The 12,571-nt window shown below is 58.6% G+C and carries 7 protein-coding genes; 4 read left to right on the top strand and 3 right to left on the bottom strand.

All coding sequences use genetic code 11. The features are described from left to right. Positions 1–257: 257 nt before the first annotated feature. Positions 258–2,252 carry a TadE/TadG family type IV pilus assembly protein gene (locus tag ABDX79_RS07740; protein WP_346219701.1) on the top strand — a complete coding sequence of 665 codons (1,995 nt, stop codon included), beginning with the start codon at positions 258–260 and terminating at the stop codon, positions 2,250–2,252. Between the two features lie 55 nt (positions 2,253–2,307). Here the strand turns inward: ABDX79_RS07740 and ABDX79_RS07735 are convergent, their stop codons facing one another. Further along, positions 2,308–4,023 carry a mechanosensitive ion channel family protein gene (locus tag ABDX79_RS07735; RefSeq protein WP_346219700.1) on the bottom strand — a complete coding sequence of 572 codons (1,716 nt, stop codon included), beginning with the start codon at positions 4,021–4,023 and terminating at the stop codon, positions 2,308–2,310. A 157-nt stretch (positions 4,024–4,180) separates the two neighbouring features. On the opposite strand from ABDX79_RS07735, the gene ABDX79_RS07730 reads away from it, so the two are divergent. Continuing rightward, complete coding sequence (locus tag ABDX79_RS07730; protein ID WP_346219699.1) at positions 4,181–6,703, top strand: ligase-associated DNA damage response DEXH box helicase; 2,523 nt, start codon at positions 4,181–4,183, stop codon at positions 6,701–6,703. Positions 6,704–6,749: 46 nt separating this feature from the next. Here ABDX79_RS07730 and ABDX79_RS07725 read toward each other — a convergent pair whose 3' ends face one another. Continuing rightward, a complete protein-coding gene (locus tag ABDX79_RS07725; RefSeq protein ID WP_346219698.1) occupies positions 6,750–8,702 on the bottom strand; it encodes an NACHT domain-containing protein in 1,953 nt (650 codons plus the stop codon). 827 nt (positions 8,703–9,529) lie between these two features. On the opposite strand from ABDX79_RS07725, the gene ABDX79_RS07720 reads away from it, so the two are divergent. Next, the gene (locus tag ABDX79_RS07720; RefSeq protein ID WP_346219697.1) at positions 9,530–9,874 is read left to right on the top strand and encodes an endonuclease domain-containing protein; all 345 of its coding nucleotides are present in this window, start codon (positions 9,530–9,532) and stop codon (positions 9,872–9,874) included. A 773-nt stretch (positions 9,875–10,647) separates the two neighbouring features. Here ABDX79_RS07720 and ABDX79_RS07715 read toward each other — a convergent pair. Further along, complete coding sequence (locus ABDX79_RS07715) at positions 10,648–11,478, bottom strand: transglutaminase-like domain-containing protein (protein ID WP_346219696.1); 831 nt, start codon at positions 11,476–11,478, stop codon at positions 10,648–10,650. Between the two features lie 227 nt (positions 11,479–11,705). Between ABDX79_RS07715 and ABDX79_RS07710 the strand changes: the two genes are divergently transcribed. Continuing rightward, on the top strand, positions 11,706–12,569 hold the full coding sequence (locus tag ABDX79_RS07710) for a DUF1028 domain-containing protein (RefSeq protein ID WP_346219695.1): 864 nt from the start codon (positions 11,706–11,708) through the stop codon (positions 12,567–12,569). The last annotated feature ends 2 nt before the right edge of the window (positions 12,570–12,571 follow it).

Below are 12,571 nucleotides of genomic sequence, written 5' to 3'. Positions count from 1 at the left end.
CCCGTTGAGCAGGCGCTCGGCGGAAGATTGAACGAAATGCAACTCCGAAATCGCTCAACGCCTTGCCGGCACGCAATGCCTTGCGCCGGAGACCGGGGATTTGAGGCCGCGCGATCGCATCGTTTTTCAATCAGATCGTCCATTCGTCAGTAGTCAATCATCAACCATCACGATGATCTGATCGATAGGCCGCCTGCATATTCAGGCTTTCGGAAAGAATTTTCCGACACAAGGGGATGAAAAAGTGGAGCACTGAGATGTCTCACATCGTCCTGCGGCGCCAGGCTCGCCCAACCGGCACCGGATCGCTCTCCCGCTTCCGCAAGGATCGATCGGGCAATTTCGCGATGATCACCGCATTGGTCATGCCGGTGCTTTTCATCGGGGCTGGCGCCGCCTTGGATCTTGTCGGCGCCGAGATGGCAAAGAAGACAATGCAGGCGTCTCTCGATCAGGCCGCGCTGACGGCGGCCCGCGGCGCAATGACGGAAGATTCAAGCAAGATCAGAACCATCGCAAGCGTCTCTTTCTTCGCCAATATGGGAGATGAACGCCGCGGAGATACAAAGATCGACTATCACGGCACAGTGGATAACAATGGAAACCGCTTGTTGCAATTCTCGGCGACGCGCGATTACAAGCCCGTCTTTGGTTCGGCTCTGAAAACGCTCAGCAACGGCAAACTCGACTGGGAAACCTTCGAGATCAAGACCACCAGCGACATCGCGTACGAAGTTCGCTCTCTCGAACTTGCGTTCGTTCTCGACAATTCGGGCTCGATGCGCTGGAAGGAGGGTATTCCAAATGTCACAGCGCCCCCTGGGCTCTCGAAGCTCGACACGCTGAAAGATGCGGCGACCAGCCTTGCGGAAAACCTGATGTCCGTGAACAAGCCCAACAGCACAACCAAGAGGGTCAAGGTCGGGATCGTGCCGTTCTCCACCATGGTCAATGTCGGAAAGGCCAATCAGAACGCGAGCTGGATGGATCGCTACGGCGAGTCGTCCATCCATCACGAAAATCTCGACTGGCAACGTTGGGTCGATTACGACGGAAAAAAGCTCGCCCAAAAGCAGGGAAGCCGGCGATGGATCCGCAAGTCCGATGGTCAGGTCCTGACCCGCCAGTGGATCTTTGACAACGCCAGGGTCGTTTCCGGCAATGAGAGTTGCAGCGGCTCTTTTTGGAATCGGACTTGCAAGCCAAACCCCTCCAAAACCTACATGGACGGCTCCAAGCGGTTTCCCGAGGGCTGGAGAGGCTGCGTGGAGTCACGTCCGGGCAGTCTGGCGATCTCGGATGCCCCCCCCTCCTCGAGCGATCCCGACACCTACTTCGTGCCATCCTTCGCCCCAGACGAACGGTCCTGGAATTCTTCGATGGACAACGACTATGTCTCCGGCATGTTCGGCGGCGCTTACCAGGAGCCGGACGAAGTGTCATCGAGCGAATGGGACGCATCCGGCGACCAACCGACCGGCCAAGGCTATTCGCGGGACTCGATCCGGCGCGGCGGTCAGGGAGACGTCAACAAATATCTGATGAGCACTCGGTCCAATATCTATTCGGCGGCCGACAAGGGACCGAACAAGGGCTGCAGTACCCGGCCGGTCACGCAGCTGACCAGCGACTACGACACGGTCAAGACGAAGATCGACGAACTCGTTGCCGAAGGCGCGACGAATATCGCCGAAGGCCTCGCCTGGGGCTGGCGAGTTCTTTCGCCGGGCGAACCGTTCACGGAAGGCACCGCCTATTCCGACGCGTCCAACCTCAAAGCCATCATCCTGATGACCGATGGCGCCAATACCTACAATCCGTCCTACATCAGCAGCGGCGCGGCGGTCGACGTCAGCAACGAGAACGACTCGATTTTCGGCACGTTCGGCTATGCTTCTGTCCAGAACGGGCCCAACAGCTTGAAGAACGGGCGATTGCTCCAAACTGCCGGAACCTCCGACAAGAGCGGCCAAGGCCTCGTCAACGCGATGGATACCTCAACAAAGAGGCTCTGCACGAACGTCAAGACCGAAAACCGCAAGCCGAACGGCAATGACGGAATCCTGCTCGTGACGATCGCTTTCGACGTCGATGACAACTCCCCTGTGAAATCGCTCTTGAAAGGATGCGCCTCGAACAGCCTCAACGATCCAACGAAGAAGCTCTATTTCGACGCCAAGAACAAAACCGAGCTGCTGGCCGCCTTCGGAAAGATCACCGAGGAAATCTCCTCCCTGCGCATTGCGCGATAGAACACGGCGCGGCATCCGATAACCATCCTATCCCTTCGGTATGCCGTGCTTTCGATCAGGCGTTTTCCGATTTCGCCTGGTCGAACTCGCCCACCAGCACCTCGCGCTCGCGGGGGAAATAGGCCGCCTGCCCCGCGGGCTCCTTGCCGACCTTGTCTTCCAGCTTCGCGGCATAGGACAGGACACGCTCGCGCATGCGGCATTGCATGTCCCAGCCCTTGGCAGGGTCCGGAGCCGGCGCCAGGAAGCGAACCAGCATGCCGGTGTGGTCGTGGCCGACCACCTGCACCTTCGCCTCGGACTTGTCGGTGATATCCTCTTCGGACTCCACGAATTCGTTGAACACCTCGCGCAACGCGTCCACATCCGCCCGGTGGTCGAGCCGCAGTTCCACTAGCTTCACGATCTTCGGGTCCTGCTTCGACCAGTTCTCGAATGTGTTGGACACCAGCTCCGACACCGGAATGATCAGCCTGCGATGATCCCAGGACCGCGCCTGGACATGGGTAAACTTGATCTTCTCCACATAGCACCAGTCCCCCTTCCAGAGGATCGCATCGCCGATGCGCGCGGTCTTGGCGATGGCGATCTGGAGGCTCGCCATGATGTCCGACAGCACCGTGCGCGCCGCGAAGGCGAGGATCAGGCCGACCGCGCCGGCTGAAGCGAGCAGAGAAAAGCCGAGCGTATTGGACGCATCCGTCTGGATCAGGATCAGTGCCGCGCCGACGAGGATCGCGACCACCACCGCGATGCGCCGCACGGCCGAAATATTGGTGTAAAGATCGCGGGTGTCCGCGTCCTGGTTTTGGGTGATGTCCTCCATATTGTCGGTGACGAGCCGTTCGAGCACGGCATCGACGATCCGTACCGCGATCAGGGCCAGCGCGACGACCAGGAGGAATATCTGAAGTGGATCGACGAAGCGGCTGACCGGACCTGAAAAGGTGAACAAAAACTCTTTCACCAGAAAGAAGGTGCCGACGAAGGCGAACAGCGCCACGGGGATCTGCACCGAATCCAGGATGTTCTTCACCATTGGATGGGGTTTGCGCCGACGCGCCCGGCCGACCGCATGATACGCCCAGGCAGCAAACATGAACGCGGCGAAGCACACCAGCGGGATCGCCACCACCTCCCACCATTTCAGCGTCCAGAAGGCGTTTTGTTGCAGGAATTTCGGCATCGCCCTCTCGAGCTCCGAAGGTCCGTACACCTCGTAGAGCTGGTTGATGTTCACCACCGTCTCGTCGGAAAACACCCAGACCGGGTCGCCGTTCGGCGTTTTCACCCGCTCGATGCGGATCGAGGCCGGCCGGTTCGGCAGGTCGAGCGTCGCGATGCGGATCGAGCGGCGCGGCTCGCCCGCCATCGGGTTCTTGGAGGATGCCATCGCATCCAGCGCGTCGGGACGGTCGGAGAACGTGCCCCAGTCCAGTACATAGCCGCGCTGCAGGATGTCGAAGAGGCGTTCGGTGAGAAGCGGGGCCACCTCGGCGCGGATCTCGGGCGAGATCTCGTTGAAGTTGAGCGTGTACATTGCCCGGTCCCAGTCCTTGACCTCAGCTGCGAACCAGAACGTCTCCATCATGCCGCGCGGCGTGTCGCGATCGACGAAACGCGGCATCGGCGGCAGGCCGGCATTGAGGCTCTCCACCTCGAACCAGCGCGTTGCCGGGCTGGACGACCCCGAACCCGACGACTGGGCATGGGCACCGAGCGTCGCCCATACGAGGCAAAGACACGCAGCGAGAATGGTGATCGGCCGCATTCAAACTCCCAAGCGGCAGGCAGGCCTGCCGAAAACCGCGCCCGGCCCGGCCCGCGACGAACCAGCCGGGACGACGAAATCCCTTCGGTGCTACACATTGCCCTTGCGGCGGCGCTGTCCATGTCCGTTCGCCGACGAAGGAAAGCTTGAACACCCCGTGAACGACCGCACCGCCCCGATCCTCGATGCCGAGACCACCGCCCCGGCGACCCTCCCCGAGCCGTTTCTGAAATGGTTCGCGGCGAATGGCTGGGCACCGCGGCCGCACCAGCTCGATCTTCTGTCGCGGGCTCAGGCCGGCTGCTCCGTCCTCCTCATCGCGCCCACTGGCGCCGGCAAGACGCTCGCCGGCTTCCTGCCCTCGCTCACCGATCTTGCAACGAAGCCGCGCCCCAAGCCCGGCACCCGGCCGCGCGGCGTCCACACCCTCTACATCTCGCCGCTGAAGGCGCTCGCCACCGATATCCGCCGCAATCTCGAGCGTCCCGTCGCCGAGATGGGCCTGCCCGTCACGCTGGAGACCCGCACCGGCGACACCTCACAGGTTCGCCGCCAGCGCCAGAAGCTGAAGCCGCCCGACATCATGCTGACGACGCCCGAGCAGCTCTCCCTGCTGATCGCCCAGAAGGGCGCGCGGGATTTCTTCGCGGACCTCAAATACGTGATCTTCGACGAGCTGCACGCCCTCGTCACCTCGAAGCGCGGCCACCTTCTCGCGCTCGGTCTCTCGCGCCTGCGCACCCTCGCGCCGAACGTGAAGACCGTCGGCCTTTCGGCCACCGTCTCGGAACCGGATGAACTCTGCCGCTGGCTGGTGCCCCAGTCGCCCGGAGCCGACAACAGGGCGGACCTCATCCAGGTCACCGGCGGCGCGAAGCCCGAGATCACCATCCTGAAATCGGAACAGCGCGTGCCCTGGCAGGGCCATACCTGCCTTTATGCCATGGGCGAGATCTACGAGACGATTAAAGCCCACCGCACCACGCTGCTCTTCGTCAACACGCGCTTCCAGGCCGAGCTTCTGTTTCAGGAGCTGTGGAAGATCAACGACGAGACGCTGCCCATCGCGCTCCATCACGGCTCGCTGGATGTGCAGCAGCGCCGGCGCGTGGAAGCGGCCATGGCCGAGAACCGGTTGCGCGCGGTCGTCGCCACCTCCACCCTCGATCTCGGCATCGACTGGGGCGATGTGGACCTCGTCGTTCATGTGGGCGCACCGAAGGGCGCCTCGCGCCTCGCCCAGCGCATCGGCCGCTCCAACCACCGCATGGACGAGCCCTCCCGCGCCATACTCGTGCCCTCCAACCGGTTCGAGGTGATGGAGTGCCAGGCCGCGCTCAACGCCAACTATCTCGGCGACCAGGACACCCCGCCCCTTCGCACCGGCGCGCTCGATGTGCTCGCCCAGCACGTTCTCGGCATGGCCGTCGCCGAGCCCTTTCACGCCGATGCCCTTTACGACGAGATCACCAGCGCCGCGCCCTATGCCGCCCTCACCTGGGAGGAGTTCGAGCAGATCGTCGATTTCGTCGCCACCGGCGGCTATGCGCTCCGCGTCTACGAGCGCTACGCCAAGATCCGCCGCACGGAGGATGGCACCTTCCGCATCACCCATCCGTCGATCGCGCAGGCCTACCGGATGAACGCCGGCACCATCATCGAGGCCCAGACCCTCGATGTCCGTGTCGTCCGCAAGAAAACGAAGACCTCCATCCAGCGCGGCGGCTTCATCCTCGGCAAGATCGAGGAGGCCTTTCTCGAAACGCTGGAGCCGCGCGACACCTTCCTCTTCGGCGGCGAGGTGCTGCGCTTCGAGGGCATCTTCGAGACGAGCTGTCTCGTCACCCGCGCGCCGGGGGCCGAACCGAAGGTGCCCTATTGGGGCGGATCGAAATTCCCCCTCACCACCTATCTCGCGGCGGAAGTGCGCGCCATGCTCGCCGATCCGAAACGCTGGTCGGAGCTGCCCGAACAGGTGGGCGACTGGCTCGGCCTTCAGGCGGAAAAGTCCCTCATCCCCGGCCCCAACGATCTTCTGGTCGAGACCTTTCCGCGGGGCAACCAGTTCTATCTCGTGATCTATCCCTTCGAGGGGCGCCTCGCCCACCAGACCCTCGGAATGCTCCTCACCCGCCGGCTGGAGCGCGCCCGCGCCAAACCCCTCGGCTTCGTCGCAACGGACTACGCCATCTCCGTCTGGTGCAAGGCGGACCTCACCGCCATGATCGCCGATGGCCGCCTCAGCCTCGACGATCTCTTCGACGAGGATATGTTGGGCGACGATCTGGAAGCCTGGATGGGCGATTCATGGCTTTTGAAGCGCACCTTCCGCCAGTGCGCCGTCATCTCCCAGCTCGTCCAGCGCAACCAGCCGGGCGCGGAAAAGACCGGCCGACAGGTCACGGTGTCGACCGATCTCGTCTACGACGTGCTGCGCGCCCACGAGCCGGACCATATCCTCCTCAAAGCCACCTGGGCGGATGCGGCCACCGGCCTTCTCGATGTCGCCCGCGTGTCGGACCTTCTCGCCCGCATCAAGCAGCACATCGTCCACAAGCCGCTGGACCGCATCTCCCCACTCGCCGTGCCGGTGATGCTGGAGATCGGGCGGGAGCGGGTCGAGGGCGAAGCGCGAGACGACGTGTTCGAGGATGCGATGGTGGCGGAGGCGTTGGGGTAATGTAAATACTCATCCTCATGGAGCCAGATCATATCTATCGTAATTTTCAACCAAAAAAGTCATCGAAACTCTCAGAGACTGACTCATATTTCGCCGCTTCGCGATTAACAAAATTATGAAACCTCTTTGCCTTCCTCCGGATATATCGATGTAAAAACATCTTTTCACTCTCGGTTTCAAAAATCGAATCTACTATTTCTCTCTCTTCATTATTAACAACAATGTACAATCGAAGCTTATTGTTCTGATATCGAATGATGTATTTTCGCGACTCGCGAAGATAGGGGTGGCATACCTTGTGAAGAAGTACCTGGTCTTCGCGGGCAGACGGATATTCCATTCCCTCATCATTATCAACGATCTGAGTGCTCGATGCCTCAGGTCTATTATACACGCGTGATAGAACCCGTTCCGCTTCGTTCAAATCACCGGATGTCCTGACTGCGATGAATTCCGGAAAAAATGATCTAAGTTCGAATTTGGCTCCCGTTTTTTTACGTGATCTTTCTTGCGGCAAATCCGTAAATTCAATAACGAACGCAAATTCAGTAATATCTGCAAATTTTTGAACAATGTTTTTTGGTGTTTTTAGCGAGAAAAATTTTATATTTTTCTTTCTAATTTCGCATATATATTTCTCTCTGAATAAATCGGGTTTCAAATCATACACCATAGGCAAAACGTCATCCGTGTATCTATAAGAAAATTTCTCAAATAGTCTCTCCACGTTTCTACTTGCGACGCGCGCAATACAATATGCTGCAAAGTATTCTTGGAACTTTCTGTGGACAAACGTAAAATCAATACCATCTTTTTTCAATAAACACACGTTTTCCATAATATCTTTTATAAAATCGTCGATATTAAAGATTGAAAAATCATCGTTCTCAATTTTTTTCACCTCTTGCAAATAATCGCGGAGAGTCATTGGAGAGAATTCAATTTTTTCGTCAAAGTAGGTACGGAGACAAAAATATGAGAGAAACTTTTGAAACTTCGCCTTATCCTTCGTAGTATAGAATTCCCTTGAAAATCCTCCACCTTTTGTAAGGTCGTGTCTGTAATAAAGCGCATCGAAAGCCAGCTCATAAAATTGAAACATATTGTCTGTAAAATTCGGATTATATGAATATGTCACAAGCGTCATATACGCGAGAAGCGGATTACTCAAAAAGGTTGAATGCGTTTCAAAAAGTTCAGCATCGACCTTCTCTATCATCTTCCTTCTTTGGTCTGGATCGAATGGCGCTTTCCGTAATAATTTAATGCATTCGTCTTTTGTAAGAGGTGCCATTTTTACAGTCGAAAATAAATGCCATCCAACAAAACGTTCATCTTCACGGCTTGTTACAACAACATTACATCGCTTGTACAAAGATTTAAATTCGACAACCGATCTCTGAACAGAGTCACGGATTTGATGATTCAACTCATCAAATCCGTCCAGTAAAAACGTAAATTTTCCATCGCGAAGCAGATCAATAAATTGATTTTGGCTCAGATGCGCCGAATTGTTTATAATCGAGTGATAAAGATACGTTTCGAGATCTTTCCTATCAACATTGCTGTTTGAGAGGCCATTGAGATTGCGAAGTTCTAGAAATATCGGGTAGACCGAATCGCTTTCCGCCAACAAATACAACCACATATAGCGGGTAAACATCGACTTTCCACCACCGCCAGTTCCTTGCAAAATAACTGGTTCTCCGTTTTTGATGAAATCGGCTAATTGATTTTGATTAATTCTCTCGCCGTTCGGAAGAATGAACCCCTGGTCCGAATAAATATCGGAAAACAATTCTTTTTTATCCCGTAATATTGTTTTAATATAATAGCAACGTTCATAATTAGACTCCATGTGAGCGGATAATGCTTTAAATACTTGGTCGCTATCTAATTGTTTTTGCTTCGTAGGTAATGGTACCCTGTCAATAAGCCTTTCGGTGAGCTTCTTTGCACCAATGGATAAAACGGAGTTAGTAAGAAATTCGAATAGCATAGATCAATTCCTTGCCTATATTTTACTCATAGATGGCGCTTTAGCCGCGAAACATCAAGCCGAAAACTTGCTGTATGATCATCTCTCACATGCCTCACCTCATAAGCGGCTGAGTAAGATCTAATAGACGACTCCCATGATAGAAAGTCTGAGCAAATCGGAAGATAGATAAGATTGCAACCTCTGCGCTTGCGGTGCATGCAACCTTCCTACCCTATTTACGAGCACACTTCTGATGTTGCACCACTCATCGCCTCTCGCAGGAGCTTACGACAGCTGTTCTATATGAAGAGCATTTCGACGTTCGCGAAGCTATCTCAGAGATCAACAGGATCGAGCGGTGGTTGCACTGGTTTATAACGAACTGGGCGACTTAATCAGCCAAACTTTCGCTGGTTGGTCCCGCGATTGCAGAAAAAGTCAGCGCACCTTTCTTCTTCTTTTTCTTCATGGATAAAAAGCCATTCCAAGGAGTTGGGCCGTGCGCAGCTCGGACGAAACCTTGAGAATGGCAAGAGAGGGGTTCGCGATCTCTCCTCCCCACGGAACCCGGCCGCACCCCCGCGAACCCCTCTCTTGCGATTTCTAACGTTTAGCGCCTGCGGCGCTAAGCCGAAGAAATCGCTTTCTCTCCCTCACGGGGAGAGAGGGTGCGCGGCGCTGGAGCCTCGGCACAAAGCGCGTTTTTTCGCTCGCAACTCACACCCTGCTTCACGCGCCCCTCGCCATCATCTACGATCGCAGGATCGACACTCGGAAGATGGTGCCATGCCGTCCCATCGCGACGTCAAGCCGGAGCATCGAGGGTACGCGCGTCAGATGCGGAGATGCCGACGGACGCGGAGCGTATCCTGTGGCATCGCATCCGGGCGGGTCGACTGCCCGGCCTCAGATTCCGCCGGCAGGTTCCGATGCTCGGCTTCATCGCCGATCTCGTCTGCCACGAAGCCCGGCTGATCGTCGAACTCGACGGCTGGCAGCACACCGGCCTCACCGCCAACGCCGCCCATGACAGCCACCGCGACACCGCCTTCGCCCGCGCCGACTATCGGACCCTTCGCATCGAGAATGACGACGTGATCGAGGATGTCGACCGGGTAGCGGAGCGCATCGCCGCAATCGCGAGAGAGAGGATTGCGAAGAAAGCGTCTGGCACCCCTCTCCCCCCTTGAGGGGGAGAAAGTCGTTTCGAAGGCTTAGACCGTGCGAAGCGCGGGCTAAACTTCAGAAAAGACAAGAGGGGGGTTCGCGATCTGACCTGCCCACGGAATCCAGCCGAACCTCCCCGAACCCCTCTCTTGCGATTTCTAACGTTTAGCGCCTGCGGCGCTAAGCCGAAGAAATCGCTTTCTCTCCCTCAGGAGGAAGGAAAGCGCATGCCGCAGGCATCTCGACAGCCCGAAAATTCTTATCCCCGCCCCAACCCCCAACCGCATAATCCCCCTCGCCACGCACCCATCGGGCACGGGTGATCGCCGGGATCGCTTCGGGCTGAGTGGCTTGCGGGTCTGCGGTGCGGCTTCTTCCGGAGGAGCTGCACCCCGGACGCCTCGCGGCTCCGTTGGTCCCTCGCGTATTACGGCGCGGGTGCGGATCGGTCCGCTTAAACGGGAAGCCGTCAAGGCATCCCGTGAAGCACCAACAGCCGCCGATGGTTTGGGCCACGCCCGAAGCCATACCTCGAACCGGCATCCCCCGCCTCTTCGAACGAGGCCGGCGTGCCGGCGGGGCGGGCATCGGGCAAAGCTGGAGCGATCGGCGAAGCGAGAGCGACAAAACCCGTGCGGAGCGCCGGAGGTGAGCCGAATAGACTAAAGTTTCGGAGGGCTCGCCTCCGGCGCTTCGCCGCCCCCATTGGACGGCGCGAGACCGAGACATCACGCACACCCCGGCCGCTCAAAAGCGGCGCGGGAACGAAAAACCGTGCCCGCCGATCAGGATGCGGTCAGCGCCGAGCGACGAACTGGCCGTCCGGCACCTCGTCGCACCACACCTTGAAGCCCGTCATCGTGTTCGCGCCGAAGGTGTGGGTCAGCGGCACGTCGGAGGCATCGCGGCCGATCGCGATCAACACCCGGCCCCAGCGCGGTGCGTTGTTGCGCGGGTCGAAGGTCCACCACCGGCCGGAGAGATAGACCTCCATCCAGGCGCAGAAATCCTGCTCGGCCCAGGGCTTTGGCAGGTTGATGTCACTGATATAGCCGGTGCAGTAGCGCGTCGGAATGTTGAGCGCCCGGCAGAAGGCGACCGCCAGATGGGCATAGTCGCGGCACACGCCGACGCCGGTGTTATAGGCTTCCGCCGCCGTGCGGGTGGCGCTTGCCTGCATGTAGTCGAAGTGCAGATGGCCGTTCACGAAATCACAGACCGCTTGCACCTTGTCCCAGCCGTTCTCGATATGGCCGAACAGGCGCCAGGCCTCGTTGGACAGGATGTCCGTTTCGCAGTAGCGGCTGCCGAGAAGATAGACCATCACCTCTGACGGCAGCTCCTCGACCGGATGCTGATAGGCGCCGAACCCCACCGGATCGGGCTGGCCGTCGTCGTGGATGATCGTATCGGTGCCGAGGGAGAAGGTGCCCGCCGGCGCGACCAAGCGGTTGATCCAGTTGCCGAAGCTGTCGCGATAGCTGGTAATCGGCACGAAGGGCGTCACGCGCAGGAAGTCCGGCGCTTCGAGAAGGCCGGCCTTGGAGAAATGAACGTTCAGATTGACGATCATGGGCGTTGGCTGCGCCAGCTCGTAGGTGAGCTGGCAACCCAGTTGAATGCGCATGAGCTTGGACTCGTTGGTGTAATTGGTGCCGGGTGCGTCAGGTTACGAGAATCCCGCGCGAGAACGATTGCAGCGGGTAAGAAAGGACGCGATCACTCAGCCATGCGGGTTCCGCCGCGCGAATGCAACCGATATTTCGTTTGGGAACCCCGGCCCGCCGCGTTTTCGTCGCCGCATGGTGCGCCAGATGGTATGCGAACGACTATAAACGACCGGACACGAGAAGCATGACCTATTCCATTATCGGATACGATCCCGAGACAGGCGCCATCGGCGGGGCGGTCCAGTCGAAGTTTCCGGGCGTTGCGTCCATCGTGCTGCACGGTGATGCCACCGCCGGCATGGTCCACACCCAGGCCTTCTCGAACCCCGATCACGGCCGCGACGGTCTCGACCTTCTGCGTCTCGGCGCCTCGCCGGAAGACGTGATCTCGATCCTCACGCGCGGCGATGCGTCCGAAGGCCAGCGACAGATCGCGGTCATGAACCGGGCTGGCGCAAGCGCCCATCACACCGGCGCGGAGATCGGCACATGGCAGGGCGAAAGCGGCGGCCTCAAGGGCGAGCAATCGATCGCCATCGGCAATTCACTGTCGAACACCGGCGTGCTCGCCGCCATGGTGAACGCCTTCGAGACGGCGAGCGGCGATCTTGCCACCCGGCTCATCGCGGCGCTTGGCGCAGGGCGCGATGCAGGCGGGGAGTTTCGCGGGGTTCAGGCGGCGGGCGTTCTCGTCGTCAAGGCCGGCGGCGGGTATGGCGGCCGCTCGGGCCGGATGGTCGATATCCAGGTCTACGACCACGCGGCCCCCATCGAGGAGCTCGCGCGGTGCTACCAGCTTCATCGCCTCAGCTATTTTCCTTCGAACGAGACCAACGTCGTCCCGATCACTGCCGAGATCGCCGGCTATCTGCGCCAGCTTCTGACGCGCACCGGACTTCTGACCGAACCATCGGACACGCTCTGGGGCGATGCTGAAATCGCCGCCATGGCCCGCTTCATGGGTCAGGAGAACTACGACAACCGCATCCGCGACGATGCGAGTATCGACACCGAGGTGCTTGCGGATATTCGCGCCAGGCACGGCTGAGG

Source organism: Fulvimarina fulva, assembly GCF_039652615.1.
Taxonomy (GTDB): Bacteria; Pseudomonadota; Alphaproteobacteria; order Rhizobiales; family Rhizobiaceae; genus Fulvimarina.
Note: the sequence above shows the minus strand (reverse complement) of the source record. Positions and strands in the feature narration are given on the sequence as shown.